Genomic DNA, 22,776 nt, shown 5'->3' on the forward strand with positions numbered 1-22,776 from the left:
AGCATCAAGGAGATCCGCATGGCTGAACCCATCGTCTACAACGTCACGGACGACCTCGTCGACCGCCTGATCGGCCTGGCCCCGGGCGCCAAGACCTACGAAGTGCGCCACTACCGCGAAAAGGTCGCCGCCGCCACCCAAGGCAGCTACGACGCCCTGTTCGACCCCGCGCTGCCCGGCCTGTCCCTGGCCGAGCGCCTGCTGGTCGCGCTGTACGCCACCCGCATCACCCCGTCGCCGCTGCTGGCCGCGCACTACCGCGCCCGCCTGAACGACGCCGGCGCCCCCCCGGCCGATATCGCCGTCGCCGAATCCGGCAAGCCGTCCGACGCCGCCACCCCGCGCCTGGCCGCCATCCTGGAATTCACGCGCAAACTGATCGAGAAGCCCGTCGAAGGCGACGAAGCCGCGCTGAAGACCCTGCCCGCCGCCGGCGTCTCCACGCCCGCCGTGGTCACGCTGTCCCAGCTCGTTGCCTTCCTGTCCTACCAGGTCCGCCTCGTCGCCGGCCTGGAAGCCATGAAGGCCCTGGAAGCCGGCCCTGCGCGCGCCGCCAGCGAGCCGCCCGCGCCCTTCCCCGCCAACACCGCCGCCACCGCACCCGGCGCGGAGATCAAGGCCCACGGCTTCACCAACGAGTCGCTGGAGTGGAAGGCCTGGCTGGACGTCGTCAACGTCGAAACCGCCACGCCCGAACAGGTCGCCGTCCTGGAAGAAAGCCACCCCAAGGCCAAGGTCTCGGACTACTACCTATTCCTGGTGCATCAGCCCGAAATCCTGCGCCAGCGCTCCACGGCGTTCAACGCCATCATGTATGCGCCGGGTGGCCTGTCGCGTGCGGAGCGTGAACTGGGTTCGACCTACGTGTCGCGTATCAACGGCTGCGTGTACTGCGCGTCCGTGCATGCCCAGCGTTTTGAGCAACTGGCCAAGCGCAATGAGGTCATCGCGCAGGTGTTCGAGGATCCCGCGACTGCCGGCACCACGGCGCGGGAACTGGCTATCGGCAAGTTCTCGATCCAGATCACCGAGGCGCCTGCCTCGGTAAATGCGGACAGCATCCAGGCTTTGAAGGATGCGGGCTTGAATGAAGGTGAGATCCTGGATCTGCTGCATTCGGATGCGATCTTCGCTTGGGCGAATCGCTTGATGTTGAATCTGGGCGAGCCGGTTTTTCCGAAGGCTTGATCCTGTGGCGTCCGGCCGATTGCGTGCCGGACGCTATGCCTGGAGCTTGTCATCGCCGACACTGGTCGGCGATGACAAGCCGCCATATCAACGCTGCCAGGTCAGCAGCTTGACGCCCGCAACGGCAAACACCACGGCCACCGTCCCTTCGATCCAGCGCCGCAGCCTGGCGTACAGCGCAATCATTGGCGCGGTCGAGAACGCGATGGCATAGCCGCCGAACACCATCACGCCGAGCAACGCGCAACCGCCGATGATGGCGGGTAAGGTGCCGTTCGACGCGCTCTCCCCCAGCCCCAGTGACATGATCGCCATCCAGGCCAGCACCGCCTTCGGATTGCCGATATGCATGAGCACGCCCTGTCGGTAGAGCACCCGATAGCGCGGCGTCACACGGCCCGTTTCCACGTTCACAAAGGCCGCGCCCGGCCTCAGCGCCGACCTGCCGGTGCGGAACGCCAGATAGAGCAGATAGACTCCCCCCACCACCTTGATGATGAATAGCGCCTGGGCGGAAGCCGCCAGCACGGCGGAAATCCCAGTCGCAGCCAGCGTCGCCCAAAACAACGAACCCGTAATGACGCCCGCCGCCAGCGCCAGAGCCGGCACACGGCCGTCACGCATCGCCGTTGCCATGATCGCCATATTGCTGGGTCCGGGACTGGCGGTGGCAATCAGATAGGTGCCGTACACAAGAGCAAGCTGACTCACGAGCATTTGCGTTTCTCCAGGAATGTCGGGCCTCTCCGCTTTACAGCGGGAGGTCTCCGCGATGAACGATATGGACCTTGTTGCCGTCAGGATCGCGCAGATACGCGCCAAAGTAGCCGTCACCGTAATGAGGACGTACCCCCGGCGCACCCTCGTCCGTCCCGCCCTGCACCAGACCGCCCGCATGGGCCGTGCTCACGGCTTCCTGCGTAGGAGCCAGAAAAGCGACCATGCTGCCATTACCCACCGTCGCCGGCTCGCCATCGTAGGGCATGTAGACGTAGAAGCGCGGCAGCAGCGCCTGACCAGTCACCCAGCAAAGCGCCAAGGGCCCGCCATCCGGCGTGACAACGCGACGCTTCAATCCAAGCGGAAGCAGCACCGCGTCATAAAAACGGCCCGCGCGTTCTAGATCACGCGTCCCGACAGTGATATGGCTGAACATTTGACGACTCTCCACGCGCCCGCCCTGATGGTCAGGCGCTTTCAGAAATGCATGACATGCCTCAATCGCATCGGGCATGTTACTCGCATGCCAGATAACCTGGATCGCAAAATACTGCACAGTCCAGGGCCGGTTTTCCCGGTTCGCCAGCGTCGGCGGCGTTTTCGTTAAACTGACGCTTTCCGCCTACTTATGCGCCCCGCCCATCGCGGGGCGCATTGCCTTACCCCATGTCCGACAAAACCCACGACATCCGCCCCGGCCAGTCGATCGAACTGCTCAAGGCCCTGCACATCCTGACCCGCGACGGCAAGATGAACCAGGACAGCCGCCGCAAACTCAAACAGGTCTACCACCTATTCCAGTTCATCGAACCGCTGCTCAAAGACGTCCAACAACAACGCGGCGCCGTCACCCTCGCCGACCACGGCGCGGGCAAGTCGTACCTGGGCTTCATCCTCTACGACCTGTTCTTCAAGGAACAGCCCGAGGCGCTGAAGAACGGCTCCCACATCTACGGCATCGAAACCCGCGAAGAGCTGGTGAAGTCGTCGGAAGAACTGGCCAAACGGCTGGGGTTTGGCGGCATGTCGTTCCTGAACCTGTCGGTCGCCGATTCGATCACGTCGGACAAACTGCCCGCCACAATCGATGTGGTCACCGCCCTGCACGCCTGCAATACCGCCACCGACGACGCGATTCATTTCGCCTTGGAGAAGAAAGCCAAGTACATCGTCGTCGTGCCCTGCTGCCAGGCGGAAGTCGCTTCGGTGCTGCGCAAGAACAAGGCGAAGGCGCTGGCCGATCCGCTGGCTGAGATTTGGCGGCATCCGCTGCATACGCGGGAGTTTGGGAGCCAGATCACCAATGTGCTGCGCTGTCTGCAACTGGAAGCGCACGGGTATCAGGTCAGCGTGACTGAGCTGGTCGGGTGGGAGCATTCGATGAAGAATGAACTCATCATTGCGCAGTACAAGGATTTGCCGCGCAGGAAGCCGGCTGAGCGGCTGACGGAGATGCTGGATAGGATCGGGTTGCAGGAGTTGAAGGATCGGTTCTTTGTGCCGCAACCTGCAGAGGCGGCGGCGTAAGCGCCTGTCCTGCATCATGCCGCAGCGTCAGCATCCGTGGTGCGTGCCGTAATCTGCTGTCGGATGCACCGCATGACGCGGTGAACGCCATTCGAGCAACATTCCCCACATGTCTTCTCGCCCGCGCAAGGCATCCCCAGAACAGACGGCGCTGCTAACAGCGGCCTTCCCCGCGCGACTGCGAGCCGAAGCAGCGCATATCGCCGAGGAGATCTGCCCCTCGGTCATGAGCGGCCGCGGCTTGTCCGTCATCGTGCAGGACGAGCCATTGACGCTGCCCTATCGCGTTCAGCATGGGGGCAGCGATTCCCTGTTTTCCAAGCTGGACGAACCCCAGGCTCTGATCTACGCGTGCATGCAGTCACGCCATCACGACGGCCACGTGCGCCAGCGCCAGATTGAGCGGCTGGCTGGGGCATCCGAACCTTGGGTTGTGCCGTTCGTGGTGCAGCTCTGCAGCGAATACCTCGTTGAAATCCTGCAGGACATCGAGGCGCGCTTGCCCTTGCTGGACAAGCGCGTCTATGGACCGGTTCTTCGAAGCAATCCGGCCTTTCTGGATCTGGCGCAGCAACGCATGACCAGCTACTGGGATTGCTACTACCGGCGGCGCGGAGTCAGAAGCGAAACCTATGTCGGGTTTCGCTTGTTCAAGCAGTTTCACGACTGGCAAGTCTCCGGCTAGGACCTCACCAGCCTGAAACGCCCGATCCGCGGATCAATTGCCAGAGCTGCGGCGCAACCGATCGGACGAGTTCTTGTTCAAGCGCTTCGCCTCGTCTTCCGCGTAGTCTTCCTCACCCTCTTCGTACTTGCCTTCATACATGCAGCTGCTGCGGTTCCATCCGCACTCGCCGCCTAATGAACAACCGGAACCCAACGCGGCGAGAAACAAGAAGATGCTGCAACGGCCTAATCTTTGAATCGACATATCGCTCCCTGGTGATCGGGGTTAGTGTACGGGATGGGGATGACGACTGAGCCGGCGTGACCTGAGCCTGAACTGGAAACGACCGCCACCCATGGCGCGGATTTCGGCTCAAGTGTGCTCAATTTGGCACGGGTCACGCTTGATTGCGATGCCCGTCGGACTCGATACTGGCACCGCAATCCCACAAAGATCGCCCAGATTGACAGCTGGAAAAGACGGACGACATGGTCGCTGCAATGGCGGCTGCCTTCTCTTCTTTACGTCAAGCCTGGAGCGACTGATGGACGATCACCCTTTGACTCATGACCGATGGGCCACGCCGGACGATCCGGAGCTCGTCTCCGTACGGTTTGCTGAACTTCGGAAAACGGAACGGGCTTGCTTGGGAATTTGGGCAATAAGTCGAATTGTTGGGAATAGTGCAAATGAGTTGGATCGCACTAGCACCCAGCCGCTAGATTCTTGGATTATCTCCAATCTGCTAGGCGCGGTTGAAAGTCTCTGCGATCACATTGCTGACGTTGTGGGGTCTGCGCTTGCGGAGCCTACAGGAGAGCTTCAAGTCGCGACGGAGCAGAAGCCAATTCATTGAATGACTTGCCTAGAACGAGCCCACGTCCAAGTGGCACGGGCTCGTCTTCCGGTGGCACCTAGATCGAATAAGAAAAAGTCTGCTTACGAGCCGAAGCGCCCCCTCATGGCACCTTGCACGATCCTCCGCACTCTGGCTGAGTGAACGCAATAACGTCTTTCAGACTTCGCTAGCATTTCGCAATTGATAGGTGCGTCCTTCCGTTGGGGAGCCCCATCGACCAAACATTAAACGGTCGTCCTGAACTCTGGAATTTCGTCTTAGCGCCCATGCAAAAAAACACTTCAACACGGTAACGAAGTGTTATGCAGTACTATCGTCGAGCAAATTGACTTCAAGGCCCGACTCGACCGAAAAGGCGTGAGCCACCGCCGATCGAGTGGCCCTTTCCGGCAACATGAAACATTGTAACGGTGCGGTTCAATGAATACTGACGAACGTTGGCTCCTTCTCAATATGCTCGATGAAGAACTACTAAAAGGGGGGCGTTGTTCTATCCGAATGGTGTTCTTTCATCGTTCGAGAAACCGATATTGCTTTCGTCAACGGCGCACACTTAGCGACAATTTGCACCGCGGTTTCCGGTATTGAGGCTCACCTCCGATCGGAATCTACAGCGAAAGGCAGTGACCGCCTTGTGCAGTTGATAGAGAATTCGCCAATCTCGGACGACTTAAAGGCGGATCTCCATAAGCTACGAAAATACAGAAATCGCTGGGTACATGTAGATGAACCTTGGAGCGACAGAATGTTGATCGACGAACCTACCGCAATGGAAAGCGAGCTCGAGAACATGGCATTCTTTGCAGCGCGAACCCTGCGAAAGGCGATCTATGCAAACCAATGTATCTAAGCATTGTGCTCCTTAGGCCAGCCGAAACATCTTTCACAAATGTCAGGGGGTGAAGGTGCCGCAACGTTTAAGATTCTTGTTGGATACAAACGTTCTTATCCCACTTCAAGATTCACTTCAAATTCTTGAAGGCAGCCTAGCTAACTTCGTACGACTGGCAAGCATTGGTGGTCATCAGTTGATGTATCACCCGGCGAATATCGCTGACTTCGAACGAGATCCTAACGCGGACCGCCGCCAAAGAAATCTCCAACGAATCAGACAGTACCCCGCACTAGTTGCGCCGGCGTCATGCATTTGGAACACTCCCGAGACTGGCCCAAACGACGCATGTGACAATGAGCTTCTCTATGCACTTCACTGTGATGCCGTTCACGCATTAGTTACGGAAGATCGAGGCATCCATGCGAAGGCCCGCTTACTTGGGCTTGCGCGTCGAGTCTACACAGTGCAGACGGCGGAAGACTGGCTAAAGCGTCTTCACGAAACGCGTCAGATCGTTTTGCCGAACATCCAAGACGTGCCATTGCACAGTCTGACGCCAGAGTTGCGTGGAACTTTTTTTGACAGTCTACGAGAGGGCTATCCAGCGAAGGCTGGCCGCGATGGCTTCGATGATTGGTTCCGCCGCAAGGCAAGAGAGGATAGGTACGCATGGATATACCGACACGATAGCGGCGCCTTGGGTGCCCTTTGCATCTATCAGATCCAGAACGATGAGATTCTGAACGACGCTGGCGATGTCCTGTCCGGCCCGGCTCTAAAGCTATGTACTTTCAAGGTAGGCGAAGCCGTTCGTGGCCGGAAGATTGGTGAGCTGTTTCTCAAAGCAGCTTTCCGCTTTGCGACTGAAAACCAATGCCAATACCTTTTCATCACAGCAAAGGCACAGAGCCAGGATTATCTTATTCGAGTTTGTTCGGATTTTGGTTTCGAAGAACGTGGCACCTATCGCGGAGACTTGGTGCTGGTCAAATCCCACCCTGTCGGCCAGCCACCGGCAGAGAGTATCACTCCGATCGAATATGTGAGACGGTATTTTCCGCACTACAGGTCAGACTCCTCAGTGCAAAAATTCCTCGTCCCGATTCAACCGCGTTATCACGGCATCCTATTTCCTGACTACACATCGATTCAATCTAGTCTTTTTGCTCCTTCAGGCCACGTGGGCAACGCGATTAAGTTGGCATATCTTTGTCACGCACAGACAAAGTCCATACGCCCCGGGGATGTTTTGCTTTTTTATCGAACCAATGACGAAAAATCCGTGACTTCGCTAGGCGTTGTCGAGCGATTTGAAGTTTCCAGCGATGGTGCCGAAATCGCTAGCTTGGTCAGTCGTCGCACGGTCTACAGCCTTGCTGAAATTGACGAGTTGGCGAAGAAGCCAACCAAAGTTATTCTCTTTCGCCTAGTCACCCATCTTTCCAACGGCGTCTCGTATGACCAGCTCATACTAGACGGCGTCGTGACGGGACCGATTCAATCTATTCGCAAGGTTTCTGATGTCTCTTTTTCCAGAGTCCTCGCCGCATCCAAGCGGTAGAGTCGTTCTGCTCTCCATTAAACCAAAATACGCCGACTTGATACTTGCAGGGTCAAAACGTGTCGAGTTTCGTCGGTCTTGGGCTGCTCAGGATGTAAGCGCTATTGTGCTCTATTCAAGCTCACCAATTCGGAAAATCGTTGGCGTAGTAGAAGTACTGGATTCTATCGTCGCATCGCCTTCCTCTCTTTGGATGATATGCCGAAACAACGGTGGCGGCCTGACGAGAGCCGACCTCCGGTCTTACTTTGCTAACAAGTCGAAAGGCGTTGCCGTGCTATTGGGAAAGGTATTAGAGCTGCCTCAACATCTAGAACCGTCCGAGGTGATCAAGGACTTTGCACCCCCGCAATCTTTCCGATATATGGCTAGTATCGAATGCATGAAACTTGAAGAACAGATGAAAAAAAGAAAGGGTCAGCCATGACGCTCTTCGTTGGCGGAGTTCATGCTGTCGGGAAGACGTTCATCCTTAGCTCTGTCTGCAACGAGTTAGGGTTGAGACATGCAACCGCGAGCCAGCTAATCAGAGAGCAACGAGGGTTTGCTAACTGGACAGCTTCTCGACAGATAGAGGATATCGACGAAAACCAACGGACTTTGGTCGCAGCGACTAGACGACTCGAGAAAAACGGCGAAACTATCGTTCTCGATGGACACTTGGTTTTACGTCGGGCGGAGAACGTCCACGAAAAAATAAAAATAGAGACATTTAACCAATTGATGATTCAGGGGGTAATCCTTATCGAGGCGTCCGCCGAAGTGATCACCAATAGGCTTCGCAAGCGAGGAGACCTAACGTGGCAGCACTCCGAGATCGAAGTGTTTGCTCAAAAGGAACTCGAACATGCCGAGGACGTATGTGCGCAGCTAGGCATTTCGCTTGTGAGATTACGCTCCCCGACTTCGTTGGAAATGAAAACAGCACTCGCAGCCCTCATGGCCAAAATGCAAATAAAACAAGAGCATCAGACCACGCCCCCCTCGCAGTCAGGCTTCGCTTGAACGTTCACATTTTTATGGGCGCACACGAGGAAGCGTCATGAATTAAAAGGAAAACGTGTCAGACTACAATCTGTCGGTTTCCCTCCAATGGAAGAATAGTTGAATGGGATTGCATAAGTTCGAAATCTTGCCCGAGACGCTACCACTCCCCAGGCCGCTTTATCTCTGGGCCCGTGTTGAGTCCGTTGATGTTGTGGAACGACCGAACGATAAAAGTACGCCCACGGCAGTATCTCTGGATGCCTTGGCGTGCGAAGATCTTCGAGACTTGGAGTCTCTTACTCCTCTCGAGCCTAAGTGGCTTCGACATATCACTCTACATTTTCCACGCCCAGATTCCCGAGGTGGGCCCGCTGAGTTCGATAGTGGCTACAAGGAGGGCGACTGGCTACGATTGACGCTATCCATTCATGCTCACGGACCACTAGGCTTCATCGAAGGCCCCTTTCCTTCACTTCTACCTGGGGAGGACACGGCGGCCAGCGATCATCCGGTCTTTTTCGGAAGACTCGCCTGGATTCGGCGTACAGAGCCCCACGAAAGCCGCCTGCTATCGGACCGATGTAAGTGTGAAGTCGTCGACCAGTTGGGGCCGAAATCTCTTTCAATCATTTCGGAGGTCGATGGTTCAACAGTGCGATTACCAGACCTTCTGGTGAGAGTTGTCGATGTAGGCCAAGCCAGTTGCAACGCCATTCATAGTCAACACCATCTCAGTCGTGTGGTGGGCTACTTCGACGTTGGTCGTCCGCTATGGTTTCAATCCAAATCGTGGCCGACTACGCCCCCTTCCATCCCCACGCCAAAGAATGCTTTCGTAGTTTTATCACACTGGGACTACGACCATTACTCAATGGCCTTGGGATTTCAAAAGGCATTATTGAACCTCAGTTGGTTTGCGCCAGCACCACAACATCCAGGTCCGACGGTCGCAGCTCTGATAAAACGTCTTGGCAGGAATCTGAGTCTCTGCTCTGCAGGCATGCATGCGATCAATAGCAACGTGCGCGTCTATGCATGCACAGGACCGACCAACGATAAGAATCAATGCGGCTACGCCATGCAAGTACAAACAACTCAGGGCAACATCCTGATGGCGGGAGATGCCGATTACCAATACATACCATCGCCAGCGAAGCGAGACCTCAAAGGGCTTGTAATATCCCACCATGGGGGAGGTAACACTGGAACTCCACCAACGCCTTCCGGGCCGGGTAACGCAGTCGTATCGTTTGGTGTACCCAACAAATACCACCATCCCGTAGCCGCACAAATCAAGCAACATACCGCAGCCGGTTGGGTAGTGGTCGCCTCAAATTGGGCTAAACACCCAGATCTGGCACCAATGAAACGAATTGCTGGAGCAACGCGTCGTAAGGATCATTGGCTATAAGAAGGTAAGCGAGGTAAATCAACGCCTGCTATGGTGACCTGCCCCCAGATCTAGTACGGCACCAACATAGAGTCCAAGGGTAAATGGCCATCGTAAAAAATGGTGCCAGACTACAATTTAAGGAGCGAAATTGTAGTCTGACACCATTATTTTCGATTTTCAGACCTTCGGAAGATGGAGCGGGCTTGCCAGGGGATCTGGGCAATTAGCCGAATCGTTGGCAACGGAGCAAATGACTTGGAGACGGCCGGTAGCCAGCAGCTCGATCCTTGGGTTGTCTCCAACTTGCTAGGCGGCATTGAAAGTCTATGCGATCACATCACAGATCTTGTTGAATCTGCTCTTGATGAAGTCAGATTCACCGATGAAGCAAAACCGATTCATTAAGAGATTTTTCTGACAGAGTCAGCATTGACACGATGCTGACTCGCGATAGTACAGCCAGAGCGTCAGATGCAAGAGGGTCAGCTTACGACCCAAAGCGGGCATTCAAGAATGTCGTTCTCTATGGCGAATTTGGAATATAGCGATCTATTTTCGACAGCAATTGTTATATGTTGTCTCCCAGGATTAGTGAATCAACGTTACTTTCAAACTCTCGCTGTTGCGCTGTGTCAGCATTAAGTTTTGTTTCTTGACCTTTCAGATTATCGAGAAAGAAAATAATTGAATCTATATTTTGAAGTAGCTTGCACAGAATCTTAACTCTATCGATACTAGCGTTTGAAGCCTTCGGCCAGCTTACTGTGTACTCGCGCCTTGCGCTATATCCATCATCTCTATCTTCAGTTTTTGCCGTGTTAAGAATTTTTTCTCTTAAATCATTAACATTAACGCACGAACCTATTTGAAGAAGAATCGCGGCGGGACTAATTTTCATGTCTTCCATGCAAAGCTGAAAAATCATGCTGTTGCGATTAAACTCCCCATTCCTATAATTTAGTTCATTATTTAAGATATCAACAATCACGCCTCTGATGTTAATGCAATGCTGACTAAGAATAAATTCAGTTTTGAAATACCCAATATCAACCTTGGTCGTGGCGTGAATGTGGCACAGCAAAACTTCAAAAAAAGTTTCTATCTCACTAGAGAGTTTTAAAATAGCAGAGTTCTTTTCACTCGCCGCCCCCCTCGAGGAATAGTCACTAGCTGAATGATAAATTTCTTTCAAATCAGGAATTCTTGTGTATATCCAATTGAGCACTTCTTCAGCGTCTCTGGATACTTGGAAAGCCGTATGGATAAGCATTGAATCATTTGTTAGCGATCTCAATCTCACCCATGTATTAAATACAGTCCCTCGCTTTACAGTCAAATCTCTGTGATCCCTGGCGGCCAGTTGTTTACTCAGGTTTTCATGAAAAAGACTGACTGCTTTGGAAAAATCAAATATAACTACTTCTGATTTTTCGGTCCTCTTGGAAAACAAATTAACGTAGTCAGCCAGGCCGTGCTCGTCGACCGCTTTTATATATTTACCCGTACTTCTATCCAAGAGCAGTGACCTTACTGCTAAATCAGTGTTCATTAAACGATCCTAGAAGGTTGGTTGCCTACAAATTTCTTAATGCGTGCATTACTCAACTGGTTTGCTGGTCTGAATGTTGAAATCTGAAAAATTGCCGTTTTGATGCAATCGCTTGAATCGCTGTGCAAAAACTTCAGGATACTTCCCACGCAGCGAATGACAGTACGGATAGGTTAATATTATGTCGAAATACAACTTTTTTTCGAATAACCCCCATGAAGAAAAACCTTCATCGACCGCCTTTTGGCAAAAGCGGATTGGACATTGGTTTTCAACCCAGAGCCGCCCGCCGCCCCACGACAAAGCACCGAAACCCAACCCATTTTTTCTCTTAGCGGCATGAGGTTTTGGTCGCGCTACTACGCTGCCGCAGATGGCTTCTGAGCGTTGAAAAAACTCGTTGCTTGAGCCTTTGCTTTCGCCAGTGAGGCCGCGAAGCGATCCGCATTCTCCGGGATTTCCTCTATCATGAAAAACTCTGAGAATCTGCGATCAAGAAAGCCGAATGCCAAAGTCTCCCCTATTTTTTCGATCTCGGCCTGCTGTTCGGAATTTACTGTTTTCGATTCTCGCTTCAATTGTTCGATGATTTTTTCGGCTCGCTCTTTTAGGCGTTCGGGCGTGCAGTCATTTCGGAGGTAAGCATCTGCGAGCTTAAAGAACCAGTCTTCCACCGACGTGGTGAGAAAGCCGCCAACAGTCAGGCGGTGTGCGAGTAGCGCTTGAAGAGCAGCCGGCGCAGTTGGCGTCGTCAAAAGTGCTCTGTAAAAGTCACGGAAGCTACGGAGAAGTTCGTCGGGCAAGACCGTATGAGTAGGGCCGACCAAGGCGAAACAGGGCGCAGGTGCCGTCGGCTTGATGCTGCCCACGAAGTGACCACCAAAGCAAGCCGCTACGCACACAACCAAGTTAAAACGCGTCGCCTCGTTCAGTAAACCGAGCGACTGTGCCAAATCATCCCAGCCCAGGGACGAGCCATCGGCAAACGCGAGGCCGGACTTGTCGCCCCAGCCGTGGGTCTCGATATGTAGGATAGGGAATTCATCGTTATCCCGGGCAGACAACGTGAGTTCGCGAATTTTGGCGAGAAATCCGTCGCACCCCTGTACCGTCTCTAGTTCCGCGAGGGGCGCTTCGGGATTGTCTTCTCTGAGGCCATTGATGGACTCGCACAGCGAAGTGCCGGATTTAAAGTCGGTCGGCTTTAACGACTCGATGATTGTGACTTTGCTAAAGCTGAAATTAGACATTCTATGGCCCCGATTGGGTTTTTTTATATGGATCGAATGATAAGACACTGAGATGCCAAGCGTCAGTAAATGCATAGCTCAACTATTGCCATTGACTGCGCATCAGTTAGAAGCCGTTGCTAAAAAGACAACGGTAATTACTGCTTTTCGCCAATAGCCGACCTTCATAACGCACCACTGTCGGCACGGAGCGGACGCAGCCAGCCCAAAAGAGTGGACGCTCAATGCTGAAAATGTGGTGCACCCCGCGCATATCGCCGCGTTGAGTTCACGCAGATTATCAATCTTCATTCGACCTTCGATAGGCCGGATGGGCGTTTCAAATAAACCGCCAATTGTCCTTCGGTGAGAAAGGTCACTCCAGGAAGATCGATATTTTCATCCGCGGAAATAATCGGCGCCTTAGTTACTACGATGCACTCATCAGCACCAAGGCTGGATGCAGCAGCGCGCAATCTCTCGGCCAATTGAGCCAGGACAGGTATCGGAACCCTGCGCGTCCAAGACTTTACCTCGATAAGAAATTTACGTCCGTCGCGTTCGACCAAAAAATCGCCGGCCACCACCTCAGAAGATAAGACTTGAAGATTGGCGCCGGACTTTTTGAGTGTGCTCGCCACATTTCGTTCAAAGCGAATTGACTGTTCGATTCCCTGACTTTTTGTCGTCGGTTCTTCTTGCGCGGCGCGAATTCTGTAGGCGGTGAGAAACAATGCGATCATGGCCAGGCTGGCGATCGCGGTCAAAATGGCGGGCCAAAGAAGTTCGGGGCGCTCGGTATCAAGATTCGCAATACTCGGAAGCGCAGCGACTATCGCGCCAACTATAGACGCCAGGACAGCCATGAGCGTAACCGCCCGCATTCTCTCGATCTGTGCATGCTTAATTTCAACCTCTTCGGCGGCCACCGCCTCGACCGGCTTCGCTTCACTTTCTAGAAGTGCCGGAGTAATTCGGTCGACCATCTTTCGACGTTCGTCGGGAGGTACGAGATCGCTTTCCACTATGCGCGTATAGAGAGTATTTAGAGTTTGCAGGACGGATAGTAAGTCGTCTGGCTGAACCCGGAAGTCACGAGCCTTTCCGTCTATGAGACGTTCAATGTCAAGACGGTTCGGGACATAGCCTTCGAGAATGAGTCGACGAAAGATAATCTTCTCCACCTCGACGTTGCATGCTGCAATGCGCTCTTTCTTCGCACCGATAGTTTGTCGATAGCCAATCAGGAATAGCCCAAACGATACGACGATCCCAAAAATCGAAAGAAATGTGTCCATCCTACCCTGACTCCGTCTTGACTCATGATCCAGCGGCAGCACTTCCGGCTAGTTCGTGCTCTCGCCGCTCTATTTAATCACGGCGTGCGGCGCCTCTCCACCGACGTTGTGAACCTATATAACGGCTATTGAGGCCAAAACTTGAGTTCGGGTTGAGCATACATTCTGAGATGCGTCGATTTAAGTCTTCTAACGGTCGCTTCCTCTTTGCCTCTTTGCCTCTTTGCCGGAAGCAGCTATTTTCAAATGACAGGAAAAAAGTGTCAGACTCTGAGGTTTCCCCGCGAAGTTCCAGGGAAACTCATTCTGAATCAATGGCTTGTTGCGCGGGGCGGAGGCAAGCTTTTGGCTTGTAGATGATCAAGGGCGTGCATGGCGCCAGTCTTATACCCTTCATAGGGCGACCAAACCGTTTGAAGGAAGACAGGCCATGCACGCAGTCGGAGTATTGCAGAAGCTGCTCCAGGATTCGATCCCCAGCCTGCATCTAAGCCAGCTCAAGGCCTTGACGAGCACTGTGCGAAGTACGATGACAACCCGGCGGCTGACTCTCAGTGGACTGGCGCGTGGTTTGCCGGCCGACCAGGCAATCAGGCATCGGATCAAGCGGGTGGACCGGCTGCTGGGCAAGAAAAAAAGGTGTCAGACTGAGCTAACCCGGGTTTTCCGGACACCCGAAGAAGTAGACAATACTTGAAGGAGGTGTCCCATGGATAAATCCAAACCCGAAGGCAAGCCGCTTGAAGCCAAACGCCAGTATCACAGTCGGGAGTTCAAGATCGAGGCGGTCAGACAACTGGAGGAAGGCAAGGTCAGCGGCACGCAACTATCGCTGATGCTGGGCGTGAAGCGGTCGATTATTTACCGATGGAAGAAAGAGCTGGCGACACACGGCCCAGACGTCTCATTTCCCGGTAAAGGCAAGGCTCGCACCGACGAGCAGACCGAGATTCAGCGCCTCAAGCGTCAGTTGGCCGAGGTCACCGAAGAGCGCGATATCTTAAAAAAAGCGGCAGCGTACTTTGCGCGGGAACTGCCGTGAGGTACGCCTTTGTGCAGGCTCATCAGCAGCAGTTCCGGGTCGCTCGGTTATGCCGGGCCTTGCACGTCAGCCGCAGCGGGTATTACGACTGGCAACGTCGTGAACCCTCGGCAAGGCAGCAAGAGGACGTCAAGCTGCTCGCGGCCATCGAGCAGACCCATCAGACCTGCCGGCAAGCGTATGGCGCGGAAAAGACCTGGCGCGCGCTTAACGCCAACGGCGTGGCGTGCGGCAAGCATCGCGTCGCAAGACTGCGACGCCAAGCCGGCATCGAGGCGCTGCGCAAGCAGCGGTTTCGTCGGCTGGAGAAGCATTCGCTGCTGGGGCCAGCCCCGAACCGCCTGCAACGTCAGTTCACCGTGCAATGTCCCAATAAAGTCTGGGTGGGCGACATAACGGTTGTACCAACACGGACAGGCTGGCTATATCTGGCCGTACTGCTGGATCTCTACTCTCGGTCGGTGATCGGCTGGAGCATGGCCGAGAAGGCCGACCGCAGGTTGTTGATCCATACACTTCAAATGGCCCTAGCCCGGCGCCGTCCCGATCCTGGACTGTTGCACCACAGCGATCGCGGTGCGCAGTACAGTTCGGCAGAGTACCGAGGCATGCTTAAGGACCACGGCATCATCATCAGCATGAGCGCCAAGGGGGATCCCTACGACAATGCCGTCGCAGAGAGCTTCTTCAGCAACTTAAAGAACGAATTAACGCATCACAAGGTCTTCCACAGCAGGGAGCATGCGCGGCTGGCGATCTTTAACTACATTGAGGTCTTCTATAACCGCCAGCGAATCCACCAGGGGCTAGGTTATCGAACCCCTGCCCAGGTCGAGGCCTCCGTGTCTTAACCAAACTGTCCGAGAAATCCGGGTCAGCTCAGTCAGACTACAACTCTCTCGGCAGATTGCAGCCAAACACCATTTCTCCCACGCGCAAAGGGGATAACCCATGCCAAAGTTCGTTACCATCGGATATGGCGATCAAGAGGGCTACGACCGTACGCCCGCAGCCATCCGAAACGCAGCGCATGCGCACGACGCAAAATTGCGAAAAGACGGGGTATTGATGGGCGTCGCAGGCAAGCCCATACAAGTGCGCAACCACGAGGCCGCCCGGGTCGAAACAACGCCCGGTCCATTCATGAGATCGCCCTTACCAGTAGCAGGCTTCGCCATCATCGAAGCCGCCGACATGGCCGAGGCTATAGCAATGGTGTCGCAAACGCCCTGCGCCGTCGCGCACGGGGTCGTTGAAGTGTGGCCGCTAGAACAGCCGTAGCGACACCGCTCATCCGCACCGCAGGTTTATGTCTCGCAAGAACAAGGGAATAACAGCCCAGCGCCTATCCCCTACCCCGCATTCACAAATGCCGATGGCTGCAAACCATAGCCTGCCCGGTCAGCCCCTCGATCAGCCTGGCCAGCCCCCTCGCACTGCCATCATCCAGCCATTCAGTCCGAACCATCCGAAACCCCATCGCCAAGCTGAACCGCCAATCCAGCTCCAATATCCGGTAATCGCGCCCATTCTCCGCGCAATGCCACTGCGCCGCCGGATCCTCGTAAGCCGCCCCAATAAAATCAACATGCGAGTCAAACGGCGGCATGGATTCCAGCAGTTCATCTGACCCCGGCAAACTAGGCTCGGACAGATTCTCCCCCACCGCCACATGTGGCTCAGGCCCGTCATAGGCCAGCAGCATCAACGGAAAATTCTTGGGGTCTGCGTCATAGGAAGCCCGCGTATCGTCAGTCAGATAGGCACGCGCCGCCGGCCCCAGGCAGTACTGCGGACTATTCCAATCGCTGCTCTCGTTATCCGCATACCGATCCCCCGGCGTAATACCGTGCTCAGCCAGCAACGCCATGGCCTCTGCCATCGTGTCGTTATGGCGTATCGGTATCTCCACCGGCAGATACCCCGCCCCCACGTACATGGCGATCACGTCTCCCGTGGTGCGCAGGCCTTCCTGATATTGGTACGAACCTTCGTTCAAGCTCGCCAGATCGAAGCTCAGATTCAACAGCGCGCGATACGGAACACCGTCACCGCGCGGCTCCAGCACATATCCGCCTTCCAGCAGTTTTATTTCCAGCACCCGCCAATCGGGCGGCGGCAAATGCATGTCGCGGGGGCACAGAAACTGGTGGTGTTCAGACATGGGCGGGACTCACTCTGCTGAGGTAGTTGGGGCCGGCGAATTGTATGCTGGCGCCCCGCGCATTTCCCTAGGCAGGGAATCAGGCAACGCAAACACTTAATCCACTTTCGCCCCCGACCGCTGCACCAGCGGCACCCATTTGGCGATATCGGCCTGGATAAAAGCAGCCAGTCCGCTGGGTGGCCCGTCGTGGAAGATCTCATACCCCAAGCCCTGCAGCCGCTGGCGCTGTTCGGCGCTGCCCATGACTTTGCGTGCCGCGGCGTTGAGTTTTGCCACGACATCCGGCGGTGTGCCGGCGGGCGCCATCAAGCCGAGGTCGACGGTGATCACGTAGCCCGGCACGCCCTCTTCCATCATGGTTGGCATGTCTGGCAGCAAGGGGGATCGGGCCTCGCCGGTGACCGCCAGGGCGCGCAGCTTGCCCTCCTTGACCAGGCCGGACACGCTGGGCGTGTTGTAGAAGGCGAAGGCGACTTCATGTGCCATGACGGCGGCCACGCCTTGCGGCGCGCCGCGGTAGGGGATGTGCGCGGCCTGGGTGCCGGTGATCGACAGCAGCAGTTCGGCCGAGAGGTGGTGCGTGGTGCCGTTGCCGCCGGATGAGTACATCAGCTTGCCGGGTTGGGCTTTCAAGGCCGAGACCAGTTCGGGTACGGAGCGGTATGGGCTGTCGGACGGCACGACCAGTACATTGGAGCCGCCGGCCAGATAGGCGACCGGCACGAAGTCCTTGTTCGGATCGTAGGACAGCTTCGAGAACAGTCCCAGGTTGATGGCCCAGGTATTGTTGGAGCCCAGCACCAGCGTATAGCCATCGGGCGAGGCCTTGGCTACGTAGCTCATGGCGATCTGGCCGCCGCCGCCGGGCTTGTTCTCGACGACGACCGTTTGCCCCAGTTGCTGGCTCAGGCCGGGTTGGATGGACCGCGCCAGGATATCGGCCGTGCTGCCCGCCGCAAGGGGCACGACCAGCGTGATGGGACGATCCGGAAACGGCGCCGCCTCGGCTGGCGTCGCGACTAGCGACGCACAGGCCAGTACAGCCCCCAGTAGAACCCCTTGTAGTGTTTTCATGATGCCTCCGCGCTGGCGCGAGCAATGGAAACCATGCGGGCTTGCATGATGCCAAGCAGCGTATCGGAGCAGGCAACCCCGAAAAATAGGCGGGGTGCTATAGCGTCATGCCATCACGGCATGGCGGCGTCGCGGCGCAGGCGTTGGGAGACGGAACGGACCACGGCGACGAAGGCCTGGGCCGCGGGAGACAAAGGGTAGTTGGCCAGGCGCGCGATGGAGATCGGCCATTCCAGCGCCGGATTGCGCAAGGCGATGCCCTTGATGCCGGCGGGCATCTGCCCGCGCGCGATCTGCGGCAGCATGGCTACTCCCATGCCCGCCTGTATCAGGCCGATGGCCGTGGACAGCAGGACGACGCGCTGTTCGACGCGCGGATAGATGTTCGCGGCGATCAAGCGGCGGCTGATGTTGAGCCAGGCGGGCGCTTCGGGATTCAGCTGGATGCAGGGCAATTCGGCTAGCACCTTGGCGTCGACCTCGTCCAGCCTGGCCAGGGGGTGATCCATGCGCGCGAAGAGCGCGACGCCGCTGTCCGAAAGCTGTTCCACCATGATGCGGGAGTCGTCGTCCTGCATGACCGCGCCCAGGCCGACATCGGCCTCGTGCGAGAGCAGGCGCGTGCGGATCTGCTGCACCATGCAATCGACCACGATCAGGTCCAGTTGGGGGTGGCGCTGGCGGAACTCCATCAGGATGTGCGGCAACAAGGTGGCCGCGCTGACGTGGCCCACGGCGACCATGACTTTGCCGCGCTTCAGGTCGGAGTGTTCGCGGCATTCCTGGATGGAACTGTCGATGGCCAGGATGGCGCGCCGCGCCGCGTCGACCATGGCCTGGCCGTCGCGCGTCAAGGAGACCTCGCGGCCGCGCACCACCAGCGGCTGGCCGACTTCGGTCTCCAAGCGGCGGATCAGGTGGCTGACCGAGGGTTGCGACAGGCCCAGGCGTTCGCCGGCGGCCGTGAAACTGGCCGTTTCACCGATAGCGACCAACGCGCGCAGTTGGCGCAGGGAGACGGACTCGATCGGCTCGGTCATGTAGCGACGTCATGATGGAATAGTTTGCATACTATAGCTATATGGATGTGCGGTCCCTAAGATGGGATTTCCCTAACCCGCCAGGAACCGCAATGCCCCACTCTTCCTACGCCGCCGACCGCATGGGATCGGCCATCGTCGAACCTACCGGCCGCTTCGAAGCGGGCAGCTTCGCGTCGTTCACGCTGACGTACACCGCAGGCTATTTCGGCATCGACGACACCGGGTCGATCAAGATCGTGCACCGCTTCGCCAGCGACATGGGCAAGCCGCAGTTCGATCAGCCGGACGGCTGGAACTACACCACGGTCGAGGCTTCCAACGGCGCGGTATTGCAGGTCGAGTACGACGGCAAGCGCAACATCCGGCCCTGGGACAAGACGCTATTCATCCGGGTGGTGCGCGGCTACCTGGAGGAAGGCGATCGCATCGTGGTGCGCTTCGGCGATACGCGGCAGGGCTCGCCCGGCATGCGGGTGCAGACGTTCAGCGAGCCAACTTTCGAATTCAAGGTGCTGGTGGACGCCTTCGCCACCTACAACTACACCGAACTCCAGCACTCGCCCACCATCGCCGTGGTGGCCGGGCTGCCGGTCGCCTACAAGGCCATCCTGCCCAGCCAGGCGGTGGCGGGCGTGCCCTTCGGCCTGGGTTTCAAGGGCGAAGACAAATGGGGCAACCCCAGCGATCAGGTAACCGGCGAGTTCACCCTGCGCAGCAGCCTGCCGCTGCACGGCCTGCCTGCCACGCTCACTATGCGCGAGGGCGAGCTCTCGTCGAGGCTTGAAGGATTGGTGGCCGAAGCGCCCGGCGAGCTGCGCATCGAGGTGCTGCGCGATGGCGTGCCCGTGGCGCAAAGCACGCCCTGCCGCATCGTCGCGGCCGGCAGCGGAACGCGCGGGCACTACTGGGCCGACCTGCACGGGCAGTCCGAGGAAACCATAGGCACCAATTCGGCCGAGGACCTGATCCTGTTCGCGCGCGACCGCGCCTTTCTGGATGTCATGAGCCACCAGGGCAATGACTTCCAGATCACCACGCCGTTCTGGGAACAGTTGAACAAGCTGACCGCGCAATACAACCAGGACGGATCGTTCATCATCTTCCCCGGCTATGAATGGTCGGGCAACACCGGCCTGGGCGGCGACCGCAACGTGCTGTACCTGAAGGAAGGCCGTCCCATCCATCGTTCCTCGCACGCGCTGATCGACGACCTGTCGGACCTGGCGCTGGACGCCAACGATGCCGATGCGCTGTTCGACGCGCTGAAGGACGAGGATGTGGTGGTGTTCGCGCACATCGGCGGCCGCTACGCCGACATTACGCGGTCCCATGACGCGCGGCTGGAGCGCTCCATCGAGATCCACTCCGACTGGGGCACCTTCGAATGGTTGCTGGAGGACGCCTTCCGGTTGGGCTACCGCGTGGGCATCCTGGCCAATAGCGATGGACACAAGGGCCGGCATGGCGCCAGCCATCCTGGCGCATCGATGTTTGGCGCGTATGGCGGCCTGAGCTGTCTGATTGCCGACCAGCTAACCCGCCAGTCGATCGCCGAGTGCCTGCGCCAGCGCCGCCACTACGCCACCACCGGATGCCGCGCCTACCTGGATGTGCAAGCGCATTTCGACAGGCCGGCGCAGCGCTATTCCGACGATCCCAAGCTGGGCGCCCCGCTCACGCGCGAGCCTGTCACGCAGGCCGATATGGGTGCCATCCTGTCGTACGACGGCGACTCGCTGGAACTGTCCTTCGAGGTCCTGACCCATGGCGCCATCGAGCGCGTGGAAGTCCGCAACCGCATGGACGTGGTGCAGACGCTGTACCCCTACGACGAGGCTGCGCTGGGCAGCCGAATCCGCATCGTGTGGGAAGGATCCGAGTACCGCGGCCGCGGCCGCCAGACGGTCTGGGACGGCAGCGCGACCCTCGAGGGCAATACCTTCGTCGATCCGCTGCCCATCAATTTCTGGAACCTGGACAAGACCTTGACGCAACCTCGCCCCGACATGCTGAGCTGGCGCTCGCTGACCACCGGCGGCTATAGCGGCATCGACGTGCGGCTGAGCAATCCGCGCGCCGGCGTGCTGAAAATCGACACGCCGGTGGTGCGTGCCGAGATCCCCGTCGACCAGATCGGACTGGAGCCGGTCGTCGTGGAAAACGGCGGCATCCGGCGCCGGCTCCAGGTCTATCGCCTGCCTGACGAGAACCCGGTACAGCGGATGCAGGCGCGGGTGCGCGTGCCGCTGCACACAGACTCCGACAATGCGGTGTACCTGCGCATCACGACTGAGGACGGCTTCTTCATCTATTCCAGCCCGATCTATGTGGAGCGGACCGGGTCCGGGCCGAAATAAGATGGCCGGCCGCTAAGCGCCGGCGGCATCGATCAATTCCGCCGAGGACTCCCGCAGGCACTCGGCGAATAGCTGCGTGGTAGATGTCGTGGTGTCTTCGCGCCAGTACAGGATGGCCTCGCCCAAGGGGCCCAACGGCGGCAGCGGCAGCATCCGCATGCAACATGGCAAGCAGCAGAAACGTTGCCTCACATGAGGTCAACCCGACAAGCGTCAGATGCGCGCCGAGCAACTCCACCAACACCAGCGCGCGGAGCATCATCAAGGTCGGCCCATCGAGCCGCGGCCGGTGGTGGGAAATCTCCTGCAACGCAGCTTCTGCTCGGGCTTATGCGACGGAATCGGCGAGGGGCAAACGTACCGCATCCCTTTCCAGCGTTTCGATCAGTGCGTCGCGCATCACCGCGACGGGTCGCACAAGACGGCCTGGCAGCACGCCATGCACGAGCCATACGCTCAGCCCGCTATTGAACTCCGGCACATCGACGATCTGCAGCGCATTGCGATGCGGGCTGCGCGCCAGCACTTCAGGCGCAGCGAGCCCGACGCCCAAGGCGCGCGCGACCAGCGACAACTGCAGTTCCGAACCGAACGCTTCGACAGCGACATTGAACGGCAAACCCGCCGCAGACATGGCGCGGCTCAGTGCTGAACGCATTCCGCAGCCGTCCTGGTTCAGCACCCAGGGATAAGCCGCTAGATCGGCGAGCGAGACGGGTTTGTCGGGCAGACTGAACGAGCGCGGCGCGACGACGACCGTGGGCTTATAGGCGAGAAGCGTCGACGTCAGGCCTTCCGGCAACGGCACGCTTTCGGGTAAAAGCACGACGACCGCGTCCGCCTTCGCCTTTTCGATGCCCTCCAGCAGTCCTGGCGACCAGCCCGCTGTCACGCGCAGCGTCAGATTCGGAAAGGCGGCACGCAGACGGTCGATGGGTTGTTCCAACGCCAGCTCAGACAAAAACGGCGGCACCCCGATCCTAAACTCGCCTGTCGGCTCGCTATCAGGCGACGCGACGGCCAGCAGGTCGTCGACCGCGCGTAGCACCGCACGCGCAAGGCCATAGACATCGCTTCCTGCCGCCGTCGGCTTGAGCGGCTTGCTCTGCCGGTCGAGCAACTCGATGCCGAGCATCGTTTCCAGATTCTGGACACGGCGCGTGAGTCCCGGCTGAGTCAGAAACAGCCTCTCTGCGGCCCGCACCATTGAGCCGTTTTCGACCACTGCCACGAAAGCCTGCAAGTCACGCGTGTTCATAAAACAATCTCGCATAAACATT

The 22,776-nt window shown here is 57.4% G+C and carries 19 protein-coding genes and 1 pseudogene; 10 read left to right on the forward strand and 10 right to left on the reverse strand.

The window, feature by feature from the left end:
• Positions 1-18: 18 nt before the first annotated feature.
• Positions 19-1,188 (forward strand): CMD domain protein, encoded by a 1,170-nt coding sequence (locus tag AXYL_RS34375; protein WP_013394394.1) that lies wholly within the window; start codon positions 19-21, stop codon positions 1,186-1,188.
• A gap of 87 nt (positions 1,189-1,275) precedes the next feature.
• Here the strand turns inward: AXYL_RS34375 and AXYL_RS18650 are convergent, their stop codons facing one another.
• Both AXYL_RS18650 and AXYL_RS18655 read right to left on the reverse strand, forming a co-directional pair.
• Positions 1,276-1,905: a LysE family translocator gene (locus AXYL_RS18650; RefSeq protein WP_013394395.1), complete on the reverse strand. Its 630-nt coding sequence runs from the start codon at positions 1,903-1,905 to the stop codon at positions 1,276-1,278.
• 34 nt (positions 1,906-1,939) lie between these two features.
• Positions 1,940-2,344, reverse strand: a complete 405-nt coding sequence (locus AXYL_RS18655; protein WP_013394396.1) for a VOC family protein — start codon at positions 2,342-2,344, stop codon at positions 1,940-1,942.
• Between the two features lie 230 nt (positions 2,345-2,574).
• Here AXYL_RS18655 and AXYL_RS18660 point away from each other — a divergent pair, with 230 nt between their 5' ends.
• From AXYL_RS18660 to AXYL_RS34885, 5 genes are all read left to right on the forward strand, one after another.
• Complete coding sequence (locus tag AXYL_RS18660) at positions 2,575-3,435, forward strand: class I SAM-dependent methyltransferase (protein ID WP_013394397.1); 861 nt, start codon at positions 2,575-2,577, stop codon at positions 3,433-3,435.
• Between the two features lie 109 nt (positions 3,436-3,544).
• Positions 3,545-4,120: a hypothetical protein gene (locus AXYL_RS18665; protein ID WP_013394398.1), complete on the forward strand. Its 576-nt coding sequence runs from the start codon at positions 3,545-3,547 to the stop codon at positions 4,118-4,120.
• A gap of 1,770 nt (positions 4,121-5,890) precedes the next feature.
• Positions 5,891-7,357, forward strand: coding sequence for a GNAT family N-acetyltransferase (locus AXYL_RS34385; protein WP_202798609.1), 1,467 nt, complete (start codon positions 5,891-5,893; stop codon positions 7,355-7,357).
• A gap of 423 nt (positions 7,358-7,780) precedes the next feature.
• Positions 7,781-8,362, forward strand: a complete 582-nt coding sequence (locus AXYL_RS18675; RefSeq protein WP_041653939.1) for an ATP-binding protein — start codon at positions 7,781-7,783, stop codon at positions 8,360-8,362.
• A gap of 394 nt (positions 8,363-8,756) precedes the next feature.
• A complete protein-coding gene (locus tag AXYL_RS34885; RefSeq protein ID WP_148260611.1) occupies positions 8,757-9,755 on the forward strand; it encodes a hypothetical protein in 999 nt (332 codons plus the stop codon).
• Between the two features lie 550 nt (positions 9,756-10,305).
• Here AXYL_RS34885 and AXYL_RS34890 read toward each other — a convergent pair.
• The 3 genes from AXYL_RS34890 to AXYL_RS18690 all read right to left on the reverse strand — a co-directional run bounded on the left by AXYL_RS34890 (position 10,306) and on the right by AXYL_RS18690 (position 13,813).
• Entirely contained in the window at positions 10,306-11,286 is a 981-nt protein-coding gene (locus tag AXYL_RS34890; RefSeq protein WP_013394405.1) for a hypothetical protein, read from the reverse strand.
• Between the two features lie 359 nt (positions 11,287-11,645).
• Positions 11,646-12,536, reverse strand: coding sequence for a hypothetical protein (locus AXYL_RS18685; RefSeq protein ID WP_041653945.1), 891 nt, complete (start codon positions 12,534-12,536; stop codon positions 11,646-11,648).
• A gap of 287 nt (positions 12,537-12,823) precedes the next feature.
• Positions 12,824-13,813, reverse strand: a complete 990-nt coding sequence (locus AXYL_RS18690) for a hypothetical protein (protein WP_013394407.1) — start codon at positions 13,811-13,813, stop codon at positions 12,824-12,826.
• Positions 13,814-14,522: 709 nt separating this feature from the next.
• Between AXYL_RS18690 and AXYL_RS18700 the strand changes: the two genes are divergently transcribed.
• From AXYL_RS18700 to AXYL_RS18710, 3 genes and pseudogenes are all read left to right on the forward strand, one after another.
• Positions 14,523-14,855 carry a transposase gene (locus tag AXYL_RS18700; protein WP_013394409.1) on the forward strand — a complete coding sequence of 111 codons (333 nt, stop codon included), beginning with the start codon at positions 14,523-14,525 and terminating at the stop codon, positions 14,853-14,855.
• Positions 14,846-15,706 (forward strand): annotated as a pseudogene (locus tag AXYL_RS18705) (IS3 family transposase); the annotation flags it as partial. The gene AXYL_RS18700 and the pseudogene AXYL_RS18705, both read left to right, overlap by 10 nt.
• 100 nt (positions 15,707-15,806) lie before the next feature.
• Complete coding sequence (locus tag AXYL_RS18710) at positions 15,807-16,136, forward strand: YciI family protein (RefSeq protein WP_013394411.1); 330 nt, start codon at positions 15,807-15,809, stop codon at positions 16,134-16,136.
• Positions 16,137-16,218: 82 nt separating this feature from the next.
• Here AXYL_RS18710 and AXYL_RS18715 read toward each other — a convergent pair whose 3' ends face one another.
• The 3 genes from AXYL_RS18715 to AXYL_RS18725 form a co-directional block, all read right to left on the reverse strand.
• Positions 16,219-17,019 (reverse strand): hypothetical protein, encoded by an 801-nt coding sequence (locus tag AXYL_RS18715; protein WP_013394412.1) that lies wholly within the window; start codon positions 17,017-17,019, stop codon positions 16,219-16,221.
• Positions 17,020-17,115: 96 nt separating this feature from the next.
• Complete coding sequence (locus tag AXYL_RS18720; protein WP_013394413.1) at positions 17,116-18,096, reverse strand: Bug family tripartite tricarboxylate transporter substrate binding protein; 981 nt, start codon at positions 18,094-18,096, stop codon at positions 17,116-17,118.
• 113 nt (positions 18,097-18,209) lie between these two features.
• Positions 18,210-19,136: a LysR family transcriptional regulator gene (locus tag AXYL_RS18725; protein WP_013394414.1), complete on the reverse strand. Its 927-nt coding sequence runs from the start codon at positions 19,134-19,136 to the stop codon at positions 18,210-18,212.
• A 92-nt stretch (positions 19,137-19,228) separates the two neighbouring features.
• On the opposite strand from AXYL_RS18725, the gene AXYL_RS18730 reads away from it, so the two are divergent.
• Positions 19,229-21,496: a hypothetical protein gene (locus AXYL_RS18730; RefSeq protein ID WP_013394415.1), complete on the forward strand. Its 2,268-nt coding sequence runs from the start codon at positions 19,229-19,231 to the stop codon at positions 21,494-21,496.
• Positions 21,497-21,508: 12 nt separating this feature from the next.
• Here AXYL_RS18730 and AXYL_RS34895 read toward each other — a convergent pair whose 3' ends face one another.
• Both AXYL_RS34895 and AXYL_RS18735 read right to left on the reverse strand, forming a co-directional pair.
• A complete protein-coding gene (locus AXYL_RS34895) occupies positions 21,509-21,655 on the reverse strand; it encodes a hypothetical protein (protein WP_179215139.1) in 147 nt (48 codons plus the stop codon).
• A 169-nt stretch (positions 21,656-21,824) separates the two neighbouring features.
• Positions 21,825-22,754: a LysR family transcriptional regulator gene (locus AXYL_RS18735; protein ID WP_041653949.1), complete on the reverse strand. Its 930-nt coding sequence runs from the start codon at positions 22,752-22,754 to the stop codon at positions 21,825-21,827.
• Between the last annotated feature and the right edge of the window lie 22 nt (positions 22,755-22,776).

Source organism: Achromobacter xylosoxidans A8, from assembly GCF_000165835.1.
GTDB classification, from domain to species: Bacteria; Pseudomonadota; Gammaproteobacteria; order Burkholderiales; family Burkholderiaceae_B; genus Achromobacter; species Achromobacter xylosoxidans_B.

What these genes read in the sequence shown, in the direction of transcription:
- AXYL_RS34375 (WP_013394394.1), top strand. Translation starts at nt 19, where the DNA reads ATGGCTGAACCCATCGTCTACAACGTCACGGACGACCTCGTCGACCGC.
- AXYL_RS18650 (WP_013394395.1), bottom strand. Translation starts at nt 1,905, where the DNA reads ATGCTCGTGAGTCAGCTTGCTCTTGTGTACGGCACCTATCTGATTGCC.
- AXYL_RS18655 (WP_013394396.1), bottom strand. Translation starts at nt 2,344, where the DNA reads ATGTTCAGCCATATCACTGTCGGGACGCGTGATCTAGAACGCGCGGGC.
- AXYL_RS18660 (WP_013394397.1), top strand. Translation starts at nt 2,575, where the DNA reads ATGTCCGACAAAACCCACGACATCCGCCCCGGCCAGTCGATCGAACTG.
- AXYL_RS18665 (WP_013394398.1), top strand. Translation starts at nt 3,545, where the DNA reads ATGTCTTCTCGCCCGCGCAAGGCATCCCCAGAACAGACGGCGCTGCTA.
- AXYL_RS18675 (WP_041653939.1), top strand. Translation starts at nt 7,781, where the DNA reads ATGACGCTCTTCGTTGGCGGAGTTCATGCTGTCGGGAAGACGTTCATC.
- AXYL_RS34890 (WP_013394405.1), bottom strand. Translation starts at nt 11,286, where the DNA reads ATGAACACTGATTTAGCAGTAAGGTCACTGCTCTTGGATAGAAGTACG.
- AXYL_RS18685 (WP_041653945.1), bottom strand. Translation starts at nt 12,536, where the DNA reads ATGTCTAATTTCAGCTTTAGCAAAGTCACAATCATCGAGTCGTTAAAG.
- AXYL_RS18690 (WP_013394407.1), bottom strand. Translation starts at nt 13,813, where the DNA reads ATGGACACATTTCTTTCGATTTTTGGGATCGTCGTATCGTTTGGGCTA.
- AXYL_RS18700 (WP_013394409.1), top strand. Translation starts at nt 14,523, where the DNA reads ATGGATAAATCCAAACCCGAAGGCAAGCCGCTTGAAGCCAAACGCCAG.
- AXYL_RS18710 (WP_013394411.1), top strand. Translation starts at nt 15,807, where the DNA reads ATGCCAAAGTTCGTTACCATCGGATATGGCGATCAAGAGGGCTACGAC.
- AXYL_RS18715 (WP_013394412.1), bottom strand. Translation starts at nt 17,019, where the DNA reads ATGTCTGAACACCACCAGTTTCTGTGCCCCCGCGACATGCATTTGCCG.
- AXYL_RS18720 (WP_013394413.1), bottom strand. Translation starts at nt 18,096, where the DNA reads ATGAAAACACTACAAGGGGTTCTACTGGGGGCTGTACTGGCCTGTGCG.
- AXYL_RS18725 (WP_013394414.1), bottom strand. Translation starts at nt 19,136, where the DNA reads ATGACCGAGCCGATCGAGTCCGTCTCCCTGCGCCAACTGCGCGCGTTG.
- AXYL_RS18730 (WP_013394415.1), top strand. Translation starts at nt 19,229, where the DNA reads ATGCCCCACTCTTCCTACGCCGCCGACCGCATGGGATCGGCCATCGTC.
- AXYL_RS34895 (WP_179215139.1), bottom strand. Translation starts at nt 21,655, where the DNA reads ATGCGGATGCTGCCGCTGCCGCCGTTGGGCCCCTTGGGCGAGGCCATC.
- AXYL_RS18735 (WP_041653949.1), bottom strand. Translation starts at nt 22,754, where the DNA reads ATGAACACGCGTGACTTGCAGGCTTTCGTGGCAGTGGTCGAAAACGGC.